We start from the raw sequence: 14,317 nt of genomic DNA on the forward strand, positions 1-14,317 counted from the left end.
CCAGCCCTTCGGCTGTTGAAAAGCACCTCCTGCTTTCGCAGGAATGACGAGCTAGTAAAGCGGTTATCCGTAACTCCCTATGGCGAAGCGGTGGCGTAGCCGAGCAGTTGGATTTCCGCTACCGCGCGTGCAACCCCATTGGCTGACGGAGCAAAGCTCACGCGGTAATACGCATAGCGACCCGGCGTTTTCACGCTGAAGGCGCGCGTCTGCAGCGGCCACGCGAAGCGTTCGCCGTGCCGTGTATCCAGCGTGTGCCAGTGCTGACCATCGCTGGAGGCCTGCAGCTGCCAATCGGACGGTGCCGCGGCCTGGGCGCCGGAGGTGAGCGTGAGCATCTCCACCTGCTGCGGCTGCGGGTAATGCCAGTTCACGTTGACGGCCCCTGTCGGCAGCGCGACCTCGGTGCTGCTGTCGTGGTCGAACAACGCAGCCAGCTGTGGGACCGCGGGTGTGCTGCTGGCGGTGGCCTGGCCGTGGCCGAGCAGATCGCGCAACGGCTGCGGCTTGCCGTGCGTGGTGAGCGACGGCGGCAACGCGGCCACATCACTGCCCCAGCGCGACGGCTTCGGGCCCATCACGAAATCGAGCTTGGCGCCGCCCGCCAGCAAGGCATGCGGCAAGGTCAGCTTGTTCCACGGCTGGCCGTTGACGCGCAGGCTTTGCACGTAGCGGTTGGTGTCGCTGACCGCGGGCGCATTGATCACGATGTGCTTGCCGTTTTCCAGCCGGATGTCCATGTGCGGGAAATAGGGCGCGCCGATCACGTAGGCGGGCGTGCCCATGCGCAGCGGATAGAAGCCGGCGGCGCTGAAGATGTACCAGGCGGACATCTCGCCGTTGTCCTCGTCGCCGAGATAGCCCTGGCCGATATGGCTGCCGACGTACAGCCGCGACAGCACATCGCGAACCTTGTCCTGGGCCTTCCACGGCTCGCCAGCGTAGTCGTACATGTAGATGATGTGATGCGACGGCTGGTTGCTGTGGCCGTACTGGCCCATGCGCACGTCGCGCGCTTCCAGCATCTCGTGGATCGTGCTGCCGTAGCTGCCGACATGGAACACGCCCGGCGTGGCGAAGAACTTGTCCAGCTTTGCCCCCAGCGCGGCGCGACCGCCGTACAGCGCGGCCAGCCCGGCACCATCCTGCGGCGCGTAGAAGGCCATGTTCCAGCCATCGGTCTCGGTGTAATCACCGCCCCAGCGCAGCGGGTCGAAATCGGCCTTGTTGTAACGCCAGTGACCGGCGGCATCGCGGCCGACGAAGAAGCCCACCGACGGCTCGAACAGGTTGACGTAGTCGAGCGCGCGGTTGCGGTAGTAGCGCGCGTCGTCGGCGTAGCTGGCCTGGTAGGGATCGCGCGCATCCGGCGTGGCGGCCAGCGCGGCGGCCAGGTTGCCGATGCCGAAGTCGTTGATATAGCCGTCCATCGACCACGACAACCCTTCGTCCACGCCGGTGTCGGTGTAGCCATTGAAGATCGAGCGTTGCAGCCCCTTGCGGCCGGTGCCCTTGAACGGACTGACCACCGAAGCATCCTTCAGCGCGGCCTGGTAGAACCCGCGCACGTCGAAGTTGTGCACGCCTTTCAGCCACGCATCGGCGAACGCCACGTCGGCGCTGGTGCCGACCATCAGATCGGCATAGCCGGGCGAGGACCAGCGCGCGATCCAGCCGCCATCGCGGTATTCCTGCACGAAGCCGTCGATCATCTTGCCGGCCTGGGTCGGCGTGAACAGCACGTAGGCCGGCCAGGCGGTGCGGTAGGTGTCCCAGAAGCCGTTGTTGACGTAGGGCTTGCCGTCGACGATGCGTGCGCCGGTATGTGTGTCGGTGTTGGCGCCCACCGGCGGTGAAAACGGGCTGGCGTAGCGATAGTGCGGCTGCGCGGCACTGCCGGTGTTTTCGTAGGCTTCGTTCGGATACAGGAACAGGCGATACAGGTTGGAGTACAGCGTGGTCAGCTCGCCGCGGCTGGCACCCTTGACGTGGATGATGCCGAGCAACGTGTTCCACGCCTTGTAGGCGCGCTGCTGCACGCTGGCGAAGCTGTCGTCCGGCGCGATCTCCAGCGCCAGGTTGTGTTTGGCCTGGTCCACGCTGATCAACGAAGTGGCGATGCGCAGGTTCACCACCTTGTGCGTGCGGGTGTCGAAGCCGACCCACGCAGCCACGTGGTCCGGACCCTCGCTGGTCAGCTGGCCGCTGGCCTGCAGCGGCTGGTCGAAGGTGCCGTAGAAGAACAGCCGCGTGGCGCCGGCGGACAGCCCGCTCTTCACGTCGGACCAGCCGCTGATGCTGCGCGTAGCCGGGTCGATGGTGATGCCGGTGTGGTCGTTGCCATGCCTGTCGGTGATGTTGTCGAACACCAGTTGCGCGCGCGGGCCGACGAAGGTGAAGCGGAACATCGCCGCGTGATCGGTCGGCGTGACTTCGGTGACGATGCCGTTGTCGAACGCGACGCGATACTCGTCGGCGCGCGCAATCTCGTGCGCATGCGTGAAGCTGAGCGAGCGCGCCACGCGATCGAGCACCGGCTTGCCGTCGGCGTTTGCCTCCGGCATCAGTTGCAGCGTCTGCCGATCGCCCATCCACGGGCTCGGCTCGTGCGACAGCGCGAACGCCTGCAGCCGTGGCCGGTTGTCCGGACCGTTGTGCGCCTGGTACTGGTACAGCCAGTCGCCGCTGGCATCGGTCACCGGCGTCCAGAAGTTGAAGCCGTGCGGCAGCGCCACCGCGGGGAAGGTATTGCCGCGCGAGTAGTGGCCGCTGGCGTTGCTGCCGCGGCGCGTGTCGACAAAGTCCGCCGGGTTGTGACGCGTATCGGGCGGTGCGGCGCCGATGCGGATGTCGTCGATGTAGCCGTCGAAAGTGGCGGCCGGGCCATCGTGGTCGAGCACGACCTGGCGGATGCGCCGCCCCTTCGCCACGTGGCCGAGATCGATCGAGACATAATTCCACTGGTCCGGATACAGCGTGCGCCCCGCGCCTTGCGCATGCGCCGACGCGCCGATGCGATGCTGGTCGACCGCGCCGCGCGTGGACAGCCGGCTGCCGTCGTCGAACACCAGGTCCACCGCGACATAGGTGGCCGGGTTGCGCAAATCGCCTTCCACGCGCTGCGGGAAGATCAGGTAGGACAGTTGCGTATCCGCCTGCACCGGCAGATCCACCGTGAACATGGGGGCTTCCTGCCGACCGCCGGCATCGCCGTGGTAATGCAGCGAGTGCAGGCCGGTGAAGCCGACACCGGGCTTGGCCGTCAGCGCGGCGCTGGCGGGTGGACCGCCGGCGGTTTCGATGGCGAAACCTGTGCCACGCGCCGTCGGCTGCGGCGGCGCCTCACCGGCCTCGAACGAGCGCACAAAGCCGGCCTGCGGCGTACCCGCCAGACCCGCGCCCGAGCACACGCCCAGCAGCATGCCCACCCATAGCCCCGTCTTGCGCATGTTGCCATCCCCATGAAGTGCCGCCGGCCCGAAACCCGGCAATTGCCCGATTTGAATCGATCTAAATTGCAACTGTCAAACCGCAGCGCAGCATTCCGGGGAAGCGGGAGGCGGCACATCAGCAGCGGCGAATGAGGCCATCCAGCAGCAACCACGACCCGTCATGCAACCAAAGGCAACGCCCTGGCCGGTGAAAGGCGGTTGCGGCCCGCTCAGGAAGGGCACGAACGAGGTGTCGGCGCGCGTAGGTACGTCTGCGGTTGGTCGACAGGTTCCGCGCAGTGCGCCGCGGGGCGTTCGCTCAACCTTCCTGAGCAGGCAACAGCGCGTTGAACCGCGCCGCGATGTAGTCGTCGGTGAAACTGGTCATGTTGCGGCCGCGGATGAAGCCGCAATGGCCGCCGTGCTCGGCGATGTCCAGTTCCACGTTGGGCGGCAGCTGGAGCTTCTCGAACGCGGCAACGGGGATCACCGGATCGTCGCGCGCGGTGAGGATGGTGGCGGGGATCTGCATTGCCTGCATGATGTCGCCGGCCACCGAATAGCCGTCCAGGTAGGACTGCAGCGAGCCGAAGTCGGTATGCCGCAGCACCAGCGCTTCGGTCAGGCCGCGCAGGTTCTGCTTCAGCTCGGACATCTCGAAATACACATGCTGCGGGAACGCCGCCTGCTTGGCGCGCAGCGACTGCCGCCACTTGTGCATGAAATAGGCCTGGTAGAACCAGGGCGCGGCCTTCTCCAGCGAAAACAGGCCTTCGGCCGGATCGATGATCGGGCACACCGCCAGCACGTAGCTCAGCGGAATGCCTGCGCGCGAGGTCTGCATCGCGGCACGCAACGCGAAGTTGCCGCCCAGCGAGAAGCCGGCCAGCGCCATCGGTCGCGCCGGCCAGCGCTGCGCGATGTCGCCCAGCGCATGCACCACTTCGTCGATGCGACAGGAATGGAACAGCGCCTCGTTCATCGAGTGGCTGTCGCCATGGTCGCGGAAGTTGAGGCGGAAGATGTCCCAGCCTTCGCGCAGCAGGCGGCTGCCGGTCTGCAGCACGTAGGTGCTGTCGACGCTGCCTTCCCAGCCGTGGAACAGCACGGCCAGGCCGCGCGGTTGCGCGTGGACTTTCTGCGCGGTGAAGGCGCCGCTCAAGCGCACGCCGTCGCCGGCATCCACCACCACGGTCTCGGCCCCTTCGAGCACTTCGCGCGCCGCTTTCGGCAGCAGCATGCGACGCACGCCGCTGGAGGAAAGCATGGTCTGGATGTGGCCGCTGGTCAGCGGCCAGGACGGACGGAAGTCCTTTCCGCTCGGCAGATTCATGCGGCGCGGTCTTCCAGGGCGGCGCCGATGCGCTCGCGTGCCAGCTCGGCCATTTTGCGACGCCCGTCGGCACTGGCCGGCACCGGCTCCAGGAAATGCACTTCCGCGTCCATCGGCGCGCTGCCGAGCAGGCGCAGGAAGTTCTGCAGGAAGTTTTCTTCTTCGCGGAAACCGGCATCGATGACGCGTCGGCCATGTCGCGCGAAACGCAGCGCCACCGGCTGCACCGGCACCTGGGCATCCAGCCCGGCCTGGAAAATGCGCGCGTGGAACACCTTCAGCACGCCGTGGTGGCCGGTGCCGCCTTCGGGAAACACGGCCACCGATCGCCCCGCCTGCAGCCGCTCGACCATCGTCTGCATCACCGCCGACAGCGAGTGGTTGTTGCCGCGACGATGGAAGATGGTGCCGCCGCTGGCGGCCAGCCAGCCGACCAGCGGCCAGTGCGCGATCTCGGCCTTGGCCACGAAGCAGGCGGCACGCTGGCTGTGCAGCAGCTCGATGTCGATCCACGAGGTGTGATTGGCCACGAACAGCACCGGATCGGCTTTCGGCTGGCCGAAGCGCACCGAGCGCAGGCCGAAGATGCGCATCAAGCCGATCGACCACCAGCGGATCAGCCGATGCGAAAACGGCTCGCGACCGTTTTGCATCACGCGGTCGCGATTCCAGCTCATCACGAAAATCGCCAGCGCGATTGCCAGCAACGCATGCAGCACCAGCAGCGGCACGCGCCACAGGTAGCGCAACGGGCGCAGGAAATCGCGGGCAGGGACAGTGGCGGAGTCAATGCTCATGAACGGATTAGTTTAGCGTTAGATTCAGTGCGACGTCTGCCTCTGGTGCGCGATCCGGCTGGCGTGGCATGCGCCTCATCGCGAAGCGGCGACCGCGCCGTGTTTCTCCATCTGCGCCAGCGGCAGCGATGGCGAACGTTTCACCGTGCGCAACACGAAGCTGGAATTGAGATCGGCCACGCCGGCGGCATTCAGCAGGTGGTCGAGCAGGAAGCGCGAGAAGTCCTGCAGGTCGGCCACATAGACATGCAGCAGGTAATCCATCTCGCCGGTCAGCGCATGGCAGGCCACCACTTCGTCCCAGCCGTTGACCTGTTCGACGAAACGCTCCACCGCCGTGCCCTCGTGCCGCGCCAGCTGCACCCGCACGAACGCCTGCAGGCCCAGGCCGACGGACTGCGGATCGATCTGCGCGGCGTAGCCGATGATGACCTTGTCCGCTTCCAGCCGCTGCAGCCGGCGCAGGCAGGCCGAGGGCGACAGGCTGACCCGTTCGGCCAGTTCGGCGTTGGTGATGCGGCCTTCCGATTGCAGCACGGCGAGCAGACGCAGGTCGGTACGATCCAGCGTAGTCATGCACGATACCTCGATGACAAGGGCTGTTTGAGCACGAATATTGCGCGCATCACGCTTGTTTGCACAACATCACAACCTTTGTGCGGCTTATCCGTCGTATGCTCTTGTGGGTCACCCTGACGCAGGCGGGATGACCCAGCCATTCTGCCCCGGAGCCGAGCCATGGACCACAACCCACCCCGCAAAGTCGAACACCAGCAGACCGATCGCGGTTATGTGCCGGTCTACGCCACCGGCGTGGTGGAGCAGCCGTGGGCCAGCTACAGCAAGACCGACCACGAGGTCTGGGACACGCTGTTCAAGCGCCAGCGCGAACTGCTGCCCGGCCGCGCCTGCCAGGAATTCCTCGACGGCGTGGAGCGTTTCGGCCTGGGCGACGGCGGCATTCCGAAATTCGCCGACCTGAACCAGGTGCTGGCCAAGGCCACCGGCTGGGAACTGGTCGCGGTGGAAGGCCTCTTGCCGGACGAGGTGTTTTTCGACCACCTCGCCAACCGCCGCTTCCCGGTCAGCTGGTGGATCCGCAAGCCCGACCAGCTCGACTACCTCAGTGAGCCGGACCTGTTCCACGACATGTTCGGCCACGTGCCGCTGCTGCTGAACCCGGTGTTCGCCGACTACATGCAGGCCTACGGCCGCGGTGGCATGAAGGCCTTCGGCATCGGCCCCGAAGCGCTGATGAACCTCACCCGCCTGTACTGGTACACGGTGGAATTCGGCCTGATCAATACCGCCGACGGCATGCGCATCTACGGCGCCGGCATCGTCAGCTCGAAGGGCGAATCGATCTACTCGCTCGACTCGGCCTCGCCGAACCGCATCGGTTTCGGCCTGGAGCGCGTGATGAGCACGCGCTACCGCATCGATACCTATCAGCAGACCTATTTCGTGATCGACAGCTTCGAGCAGCTGTTCGAAGCGACGAAGCCGGACTTCGCACCGATCTATGCGTCACTGCGCGAACAGCCGGCGCACGCCGCCGGCGACGTGCTGGACGGCGACCGCGTATTCACCCGCGGCAACCGCGAGGGCTGGGCCACCAACGCGGATACCTGAGCAAGACGCGCTTCGATTCCGCCTCCAGCACCGCAGCCCGGAACATGCCGGGTCGATCCACCCGCAACGATTGACCGCCCGGGGTGCCAGCCCGAGCGCCAGCCCTTCCGCCGTGTCGTCAAGTTCACGCAAGCCTTGCATTCCCTGCGCGCCCCGATGCCGCAAAGCCGTCGGGGATGTGCGCGCCTCGACGTGTCCGCTCCATGGGGATTGCTAGACTCGGACGAACGGATGCACCGGGATGCGGTGACATGGGCGAAACGACGCAGTTGCTGGCGAGTGCGCGAAACGGAGATCCCGACGCATGGGAGCGCGTGGTCGTGCTGCTTTACGACGACCTGCTGCGACTTGCGCGCCGCACCGTGCGCGGACGTGGCGCCTGCACGCTGAATGCCACCGCGCTGGTACACGAATGCTATCTGCGCGTGGCCGGCGGCCGTGCCGACGCGATCACCAGCAGCCACCACTTTCTCGCCCTGGCCAGCCGCGCGATGCGGCAGATCCTGGTCAATCACGCGCGTGATCGCGTGGCGGCCAAGCGCGGCGGTGGCGCCATCCACGTCACGCTGGAACGCCAGCAGCTCAGCGCCGACCAGGAAGCCGACGATGTCCTGATGCTGGACGAGGCGCTGGTGCGGCTCGCGCGCGAAGACGAGCGGCTGAGCCAGGTGATCGACTGTCGAATCTTCGGCGGCCTGACCGAAATGGAGACGGCCTCCGCGCTGGGTATTCCGCTGCGCACGGTGCAACGTCGCTGGCAGCAGGCCCGCGAGCGCCTGCGCGTCTGTCTGCAACCTGGCTGATGACCACGCCGGACACGCTCGACCGGCTGCTGGAACCGGGTCGGCTGCTCGGCGGCGCACTGGCCGAAGGCATGCTGCGCGAGCAGCTGGGCGTTACCGAACTGGCTTGCGGCCAGATGCTGGGCGCGTTCCGCATCGAGCGCGAACTGGGCCGCGGCGGCATGGGCATCGTCTACCTGGCCGCGCGCGCCGATGGTGCCTACGAGCAACATGTCGCCATCAAGTGGCTGCCGCTCAGCCGCCTGCATGCCGGCCATGCGGACCGATTCCGCCACGAGCGGCAGATCCACGCCCGGCTGCGCCATCCGAACATCGCACGCCTGCTTGATGGTGGCCATAGCGCCGACGGTCACCTGTGGTTCGCGCTGGAACACGTGGAAGGGCTGCCGGTAGACGCGCATGCCGCCAGCGCCGGGCTGGACTGGCGCGCCCGCGTGCGCCTGCTGCTGCCCGTGGTCGAAGCCGTGCAATTCGCCCACGGCCGGCTGCTCCTGCATCGCGACATCAAGCCGGACAACGTGCTGGTGGACAGCGACGGCCGTCCCAAGCTGATCGATTTCGGCGTGGCGGCATGGCTGCTCGATGCGCATGCACCCAGCGCCTGCACCCCCGGTTTTGCCAGCCCGGAACAACAGGCCGGCGGCGCCACCGAAGTCACCTCGGACATCTGGCAACTCGGCCGGCTGTTGCACCACGTGTTGCTCGCGGAGAAACCCGGCCAGCCGGCACCCGCGTATCCGCGCGACCTGGCCGCGATCATCGCCAAGGCGACCGACCCGCTGCCGGCCCGGCGTTATGCCAGCGCCTCGGCCTTGCACGACGACTTGCAGCGCGTGCTGCGCCATCGCCCGGTCAGCGCGCGACCTCCGCGACTGCCGCACCGACTGCATCTGCTGTTGCGTGCCCATCCGTTCGGTACCGTGGGCAGCTTGCTGGCGGCGCTCGCATTCGCCGCCATGGTGGCCGGCTTCATGCTCAAGCTGACCCGCGAACGCGATACCGCCCAGCATGCGCAAGCCGTGGCCGAGGCGGTGAATGCGTTCCTCAACCGGGATTTCCTGCCCGGCGCCGATCCGCTGCAAGGCGGCTCCAGCGACCTCAGCGTGGCCGCGCTCAGCGAACATGCGCTGGACCGGGTGGAGCCGCGCCTGCACGACCTGCCCGAGGTCGCCGGCCGGGTCGAGATGAGCCTGGGTCGTACCTTGGCCAACCTGGGCCACTTCAAGGCTGCCCGTCGCGCGTTCAGCCACGCGATCGAACACTTCACCGCGGCCTACGGCGCACACGACCAGCGCGTGCTGCGCAGCCGGCTCGCGCGCGAGCAGGTCGCCATCGATCCAGCCAGCCTGCAAGCCGCCGACCAGCACCTGCGCGTCCTGCGCCATGACGTACTGGCCAGCCCGCAGCCGCATGCCGAACTGCTCGCCGAAGTCGATGCGCAGCTGGCCCGCGCCGCCTTCCTGCGCGACGACTTCAGCCTGTGCGAAGCGCGCTATGTCGCCCTGCTGCCACGACTGGCGGATGCCGCCCCGGTGACCCGCGCCGATGCCTACATGGGATTGGGCCTGTGCGAATCCCGCCTCGGTCACTGGTCGCTGGCACTCGCCCATGCGCGCAAGGCGCGCGCGCTCGACGAACACGCGCTGGGCGTCGATCACCCGTTGACCCTGGAAACCCATATCGCCATCGCCGCCGCACTGATCGGTCTGGGCCACTACGACCAGGCCACCATCTTGCTGCGCGACCTGCTCACCCGGCTCGACCATCGCTACGGCCCGCTGCACCCGACCACGCTGACGGTGACGCACGATCTCGGGCTGGCGATCACCTGCGCGGGCCACCCGGACCAGGGCGCGCAATGGTTGCGCCGGGCGGCAGACGGTCGCGCCCAAACCCTGGGCACGCAGCACCCCTGGTACGCCATGACGGAAAGCGTGCTCGGCATGGCCCTGCTCCAGGGCCACCATGCAGATGAAGCCGCGCATGCGCTGGCGCGCGCACGGCAGGCGCTGGGCACGAACGCCGCGGCCACGCCTTACATCCAGGTGACGTTGCTGGAAAACGAGGCCGACCTGGCTCTGGCGCAGGGACGCCCGGCGGAAGCCGCCCGACGCTACGACACGGCGATCGACGCCGCCACGAAAACCTATCCCGACGGCTACCGGCGCCTGTCGATGCTGCGTCTCGGCCTTGGCCTTGCCCTGTTCGACGAAGGCCGCGTCACCGCTGGCAGGGCGCTGCTGCGCCAGTCGCTGCAAGCCGTCGGCCATCGCCCGGACTGCCGTGGCAACCAGATCGCGGCGGCGCGCGAACGGCTGCGCTGACCCCGGCACCGGCACGATGCGTCCGGGCCGGCTGCATGCGTCGCCCGGCCGGCCAACCCGCGTGCCATCGCCCCGCCGTTGCAGGCCGGGGCAATGGCACGGATGCCGGCCTCAGTTCGAAGTACGCAACGAGTGGGTCCAGGTATGGTCGTACGCCGCCGACACCGTCCACGCGTAGGTCGACCAGGTGAAGCCCTCGCCCGGCCACGGGTTCATGTAGCCGACGTACCGCGTGCCCGGCTCGTCGTCGTAGCCGTAGCCCACCAGGATGTGGCCACCGCCGCTGTACCAGCCGAAGCGCATCACGAACGGGTGGCCCGCATTCACGTCGTTGACGATGGCGTTCCAGCTCAGCGCCGAGGCGTAGGCCGTGCTGCCCACGCCACTGTTCTGCAGAACGGACTGCACGCTGCCGGCCTGGCCGTACAGCGCGTTCGGCGAGTTCGCGGCGGAGTTCCAGTCGAACACGTTGCTGCCGCACGCGTCGGAGCGGCCGAACGCCCAGTTCACCACGCTGCACTGGCTCGGGTTGGCCCCGTACCAGTCCAGCACGTCCACGGACGAAGCCGCCCAGCACCAGTTGCTGTGCTCCTGGGTGACCTGGGGGACATCAAGATAGTTGTAGCCGCTGCCCGCCACGGCAACGGAGGAAAGCGCAGCGATGCCGATCGCCGCGGCAAGACGGTGCATGGTTTTCATGTCGTGATTCTCCTGGCAGGTCGGGGATCAATTCGAGGCGTTGCGTGCAAGGACCTGGCGCAGCCGCGACCGCAGCTCGCTGCCCTCGAGCAGGCCCGATCCACTGGCCGCCTGCGCCTGCATCCGCAGCGCGCCGCGCGCGGCCTGCAACGGGGCGTACTGCGCTGCCGCCGCACCGTGCTTGACCTGGATGAAATCTGCCGTGGCCTGCGGTACGCGCACGTAGCGGAACCGGGTGGCGGCCTGGTTGCCGTAGGCACCGACCACGTCCTGGATGTCACCGACCAGCCTGGCCCCGCCCAGCGACACCATCGACCAGCCCGCGTCCGTGCGCGCCATGGTCAGCAGGCCGACCGGCCGGCCATGCAGGACCACTTCGTAACGCCAGATGCCGGTGGGCTGCGCATCGGCCTCCATGTCCGCACCCGACATCAGCGCCGCGCGGCTCACGTCATACACCTGGAATCCCCAGCCGAGCCGCGCATGGCGCAACTGGCCCACGTCCCGCACATCCAGCGGGAAGCCTTTCGGCAATTGCCCGGCATCACCGGCAAAGCGTGCCGCGAACTGGTGCAGGCCGCGCATGGCGGCCACCCGGGCCGGCGAAGACGGCTGGGCCGCGGCCAAAACGAAATCCGCGCCGCCCGCAGCAGCCGGAACCTGCGCGAACGCCGGCCCAACCGCAAGCGCCGCCGCCAACACGATGTAACGCATGTTCTTCATGAAAAACCTCCCCGAGTGCCAAAGTCCGATCCGATGTCATCGGGCCGTTCCCCCGGACGGCTGCCGACACGCAGGCCCCACGCCGTTTCGCGTGGACCTGTCCAGACAAGACACGGAACCCGGGCGCACCCCGCCAGCCAACCACGCAGGATGTGCGCTGGTTCACGCCGGGACACCGCGGCCGTCTCGGGAAATTCCGCCGGATACGCCACGCGAGGCCTTCATGGGGAAGGCCGGAACCTCAACGCGCGCGCGGAATCTCGCTGACTTCCAGCACCTGCGAAACACGTTGGCCGTCCCAGCGATAGATCAGGTGCTGCGACTGCACGCACGGCGCCACCACGTCGGGATGGAACGCCGCCAGGCATTCGCCGCCGCGATGCCGCGCGCTGTCGTAGACGATTCCGTTGGAGCCCGAGTCGCGCAGCACGCGCGCCAGCTTCACGCTGGCCGCATAGGCATCCGGGTCGTGCTCGGCCTTCCAGCCGCCGCGAATGTCATGCAATCGGCAATCGACCTGGGTGCGGTAGCAGCGCATCGGAATGTCGCAGGCCGGCTCGGCGGTGGCGGCCAGAAAGCGCTCGCGGTGATAGACCGTTTCCTCCACCGCCGTGGCCACGCTGTGCGCGGCATAGAACACGCCCCAGCTACCGTCGGAAAAGCGGCTGCCTTCGGGATTGAGATGGGTGAACGCCGCCATCACCGGCGTGCTGCCGGGGCCGCTGATGCGGTGCTCTTCGGGAATCAGCGCCAGCGCGCCGGCTTCCTCGCGCAAACGCGGGTTGGTCATCGCCTCGATCGCGAACACCGCATCGAGATCGGCCGGATCGGCGATGCGGTCGAACAGGCCCACCGGCGGAAAGCGGCTGGGCACGATGCGATATGCCTGGTTCCAGCGAATGCGTTTGACGGGTGGCAGTTCTATTGGCATCGGAGGCTCCAGGATATGCCCCCTCTCCTGCAAGCAGGGGAGGGTCGGGCGTGGGGTTGCTCCACCCCCTCCCAACCTCCCTCTGCTTGCAGGGGGAGGAGCAAAGCGTGCGGCTTGACTGTCTCGCTCGCCGCGACGGCTCGCCGCCGTGACGCTTCATCCGCGCTGCGCATCCAGGTACTGGCGTACCACGTACAGGTCGGCCACGTTGCCCGACAACATGCGCTCCAGCGCGGAATGGCCACCAAACAGCGGCGCCGCATTCGGCTTGTGCAGCCATGCATCGGCCTGTGCCGGATCGGGAAACAGGATTTGCAGATCCTTCCAGATGCCGAGCAGATAGCTGATGCGTTCCAGCGTGTCGCGGCCCAGGCTGCCGTCCTGCTGGCGCTTCCATTTGTAGAAGGTGGATTCGGGCGGATCGCCAAGCAGCTTGCGCTGGTCGGCGATGCGCAGCTTCCAGTGCCCGGCAAGGCGGAAGAACGCCCGCAAGGCAGGGCCGCCGGTAGCTCCGACCGGGGCTGCCACTGACAGATTGTGTGCGCTCATCGAAACTCCATGTGTAGAGTTTCATGCATCTTACATCTACTGGTGAAGTTTTAGCCAATGCCGGCTGCGCCATCGGTGCCCGCGTGCCGTGCCCGCTTGCCCCATCGGGCATCAGTCCGCCCGATGTGCGGGCGTTCGCAGCGATCCCGCCGATGATGTTGCAAGATGCACGCGACACCCAGTCGATTGCGACATCCCATTCAAGGAGGATTCCATGCACAAGTTCACACTGGCTGCCACCGTATTCGCGTTGCCTCTGCTGGCATTGGCGGCCAGCAGCCCCTGCCATGCGCAAAGCATCGGCTCGTTGCTGCACTCGGTCACCGACACGGTTACCCAGAAGGTGCAGCAGAAGATCCAGGACAAGGCTGGCGAGCAGGCCGATGCGACCCTGAACGGTCATTCCACCACGGCCCGCCGTGGCATGCCGCGCATCACCGGCGGATTCGACTTCAGCCCGGCGCCGGTCAGCCTGTACCAGGACGATTTCGCCGCCACCGCGATTGGCGCCATGCCACGCCCGTGGAAAACCAATGGCTCGGGCCAGGTGGTCAGCGTGCAGGGTTTCCCGGGCAAATGGCTGGAACTGTCGGGCAGCTCCACCTTCAAGCTGTCACGCGAACATCGCCTGCCTGATCGCTTCACCATCGAGTTCGACCTGCTGCCGCTGGCCGAAACGCCAAGTGACCTGAACAACCCGCTGTTCGGCTTCGCCGGCGATGACCGGGCGACCGATTACCTGTCCGACGGCGTCAATGACGGCGCGCTCAACGCCATCGACCTGCTGTTCTTCAACGCAGGCAGCGACGTCAGCGTGTACAGCGGTGCCAGCGGCTTCAATTCCAACCCGGATTTCAACGTGCAGGGTTATGCCAATCGCATCCTGCATGTATCGATCGCGGTGGATGGCAATCGCGAGCGCGTGTGGCTGGATCGCACCAAGATCCTCGACAGCCGCATGTTCCAGAACAATCCTTCGCGCTATTTCTTCATCAGTGCGCCGATGAAGTACGACCACGGTGCGAAGCTGTTGCTGGGCAACGTCCGCATCGGCGGCTACAAGTAGGCGCTTGCCGCGTATCGGTGGCCCGGCCA

General features: G+C 67.0%; 12 protein-coding genes. 4 read left to right on the plus strand and 8 right to left on the minus strand.

Annotation, left to right across the window (positions count from 1 at the left end; all coding sequences use genetic code 11):
- Window positions 1-77 precede the first annotated feature (77 nt).
- The 4 genes from BMY90_RS13710 to BMY90_RS13725 form a co-directional block, all read right to left on the minus strand.
- Window positions 78-3,449 carry a GH92 family glycosyl hydrolase gene (locus tag BMY90_RS13710; RefSeq protein ID WP_092704715.1) on the minus strand — a complete coding sequence of 1,124 codons (3,372 nt, stop codon included), beginning with the start codon at window positions 3,447-3,449 and terminating at the stop codon, window positions 78-80.
- Between the two features lie 301 nt (window positions 3,450-3,750).
- Window positions 3,751-4,764 (minus strand): YheT family hydrolase, encoded by a 1,014-nt coding sequence (locus BMY90_RS13715; protein ID WP_092704717.1) that lies wholly within the window; start codon window positions 4,762-4,764, stop codon window positions 3,751-3,753.
- Window positions 4,761-5,561: a lysophospholipid acyltransferase family protein gene (locus BMY90_RS13720; protein WP_092704719.1), complete on the minus strand. Its 801-nt coding sequence runs from the start codon at window positions 5,559-5,561 to the stop codon at window positions 4,761-4,763. The genes BMY90_RS13715 and BMY90_RS13720 overlap by 4 nt, the downstream gene beginning before the upstream one ends.
- Before the next feature lie 75 nt (window positions 5,562-5,636).
- Complete coding sequence (locus tag BMY90_RS13725) at window positions 5,637-6,137, minus strand: Lrp/AsnC family transcriptional regulator (RefSeq protein ID WP_092704721.1); 501 nt, start codon at window positions 6,135-6,137, stop codon at window positions 5,637-5,639.
- Between the two features lie 162 nt (window positions 6,138-6,299).
- Here BMY90_RS13725 and phhA point away from each other — a divergent pair, with 162 nt between their 5' ends.
- The 3 genes from phhA to BMY90_RS13740 all read left to right on the plus strand — a co-directional run bounded on the left by phhA (window position 6,300) and on the right by BMY90_RS13740 (window position 10,320).
- The gene (gene phhA / locus BMY90_RS13730) at window positions 6,300-7,193 is read left to right on the plus strand and encodes a phenylalanine 4-monooxygenase (RefSeq protein WP_008215540.1); all 894 of its coding nucleotides are present in this window, start codon (window positions 6,300-6,302) and stop codon (window positions 7,191-7,193) included.
- Window positions 7,194-7,444: 251 nt separating this feature from the next.
- On the plus strand, window positions 7,445-7,996 hold the full coding sequence (locus tag BMY90_RS13735) for an ECF-type sigma factor (protein ID WP_008215542.1): 552 nt from the start codon (window positions 7,445-7,447) through the stop codon (window positions 7,994-7,996).
- Window positions 7,996-10,320, plus strand: coding sequence for a serine/threonine-protein kinase (locus BMY90_RS13740; RefSeq protein WP_092704725.1), 2,325 nt, complete (start codon window positions 7,996-7,998; stop codon window positions 10,318-10,320). Before BMY90_RS13735 ends, BMY90_RS13740 begins: the two co-directional genes overlap by 1 nt.
- 111 nt (window positions 10,321-10,431) lie before the next feature.
- On the opposite strand, the gene BMY90_RS13745 is transcribed toward BMY90_RS13740, so the two are convergent.
- The 4 genes from BMY90_RS13745 to BMY90_RS13760 all read right to left on the minus strand — a co-directional run bounded on the left by BMY90_RS13745 (window position 10,432) and on the right by BMY90_RS13760 (window position 13,222).
- Entirely contained in the window at window positions 10,432-11,019 is a 588-nt protein-coding gene (locus tag BMY90_RS13745) for a C39 family peptidase (RefSeq protein WP_092704727.1), read from the minus strand.
- Between the two features lie 27 nt (window positions 11,020-11,046).
- The gene (locus tag BMY90_RS13750) at window positions 11,047-11,742 is read right to left on the minus strand and encodes a hypothetical protein (protein WP_092704729.1); all 696 of its coding nucleotides are present in this window, start codon (window positions 11,740-11,742) and stop codon (window positions 11,047-11,049) included.
- Window positions 11,743-11,983: 241 nt separating this feature from the next.
- A complete protein-coding gene (locus tag BMY90_RS13755) occupies window positions 11,984-12,673 on the minus strand; it encodes an RES family NAD+ phosphorylase (protein WP_092704731.1) in 690 nt (229 codons plus the stop codon).
- Between the two features lie 156 nt (window positions 12,674-12,829).
- Entirely contained in the window at window positions 12,830-13,222 is a 393-nt protein-coding gene (locus tag BMY90_RS13760; RefSeq protein WP_092704733.1) for an MbcA/ParS/Xre antitoxin family protein, read from the minus strand.
- Window positions 13,223-13,436: 214 nt separating this feature from the next.
- On the opposite strand from BMY90_RS13760, the gene BMY90_RS13765 reads away from it, so the two are divergent.
- Window positions 13,437-14,288, plus strand: a complete 852-nt coding sequence (locus BMY90_RS13765; protein ID WP_092704735.1) for a hypothetical protein — start codon at window positions 13,437-13,439, stop codon at window positions 14,286-14,288.
- The last annotated feature ends 29 nt before the right edge of the window (window positions 14,289-14,317 follow it).

The organism is Rhodanobacter glycinis, from assembly GCF_900114325.1.
Lineage (GTDB): Bacteria > Pseudomonadota > Gammaproteobacteria > Xanthomonadales > Rhodanobacteraceae > Rhodanobacter_A > Rhodanobacter_A glycinis.

What these genes read in the sequence shown, in the direction of transcription:
- BMY90_RS13755 (WP_092704731.1), bottom strand. Translation starts at nt 12,673, where the DNA reads ATGCCAATAGAACTGCCACCCGTCAAACGCATTCGCTGGAACCAGGCA.
- BMY90_RS13765 (WP_092704735.1), top strand. Translation starts at nt 13,437, where the DNA reads ATGCACAAGTTCACACTGGCTGCCACCGTATTCGCGTTGCCTCTGCTG.
- BMY90_RS13710 (WP_092704715.1), bottom strand. Translation starts at nt 3,449, where the DNA reads ATGCGCAAGACGGGGCTATGGGTGGGCATGCTGCTGGGCGTGTGCTCG.
- BMY90_RS13750 (WP_092704729.1), bottom strand. Translation starts at nt 11,742, where the DNA reads ATGAAGAACATGCGTTACATCGTGTTGGCGGCGGCGCTTGCGGTTGGG.
- phhA (WP_008215540.1), top strand. Translation starts at nt 6,300, where the DNA reads ATGGACCACAACCCACCCCGCAAAGTCGAACACCAGCAGACCGATCGC.
- BMY90_RS13725 (WP_092704721.1), bottom strand. Translation starts at nt 6,137, where the DNA reads ATGACTACGCTGGATCGTACCGACCTGCGTCTGCTCGCCGTGCTGCAA.
- BMY90_RS13720 (WP_092704719.1), bottom strand. Translation starts at nt 5,561, where the DNA reads ATGAGCATTGACTCCGCCACTGTCCCTGCCCGCGATTTCCTGCGCCCG.
- BMY90_RS13760 (WP_092704733.1), bottom strand. Translation starts at nt 13,222, where the DNA reads ATGAGCGCACACAATCTGTCAGTGGCAGCCCCGGTCGGAGCTACCGGC.
- BMY90_RS13735 (WP_008215542.1), top strand. Translation starts at nt 7,445, where the DNA reads ATGGGCGAAACGACGCAGTTGCTGGCGAGTGCGCGAAACGGAGATCCC.
- BMY90_RS13715 (WP_092704717.1), bottom strand. Translation starts at nt 4,764, where the DNA reads ATGAATCTGCCGAGCGGAAAGGACTTCCGTCCGTCCTGGCCGCTGACC.
- BMY90_RS13745 (WP_092704727.1), bottom strand. Translation starts at nt 11,019, where the DNA reads ATGAAAACCATGCACCGTCTTGCCGCGGCGATCGGCATCGCTGCGCTT.
- BMY90_RS13740 (WP_092704725.1), top strand. Translation starts at nt 7,996, where the DNA reads ATGACCACGCCGGACACGCTCGACCGGCTGCTGGAACCGGGTCGGCTG.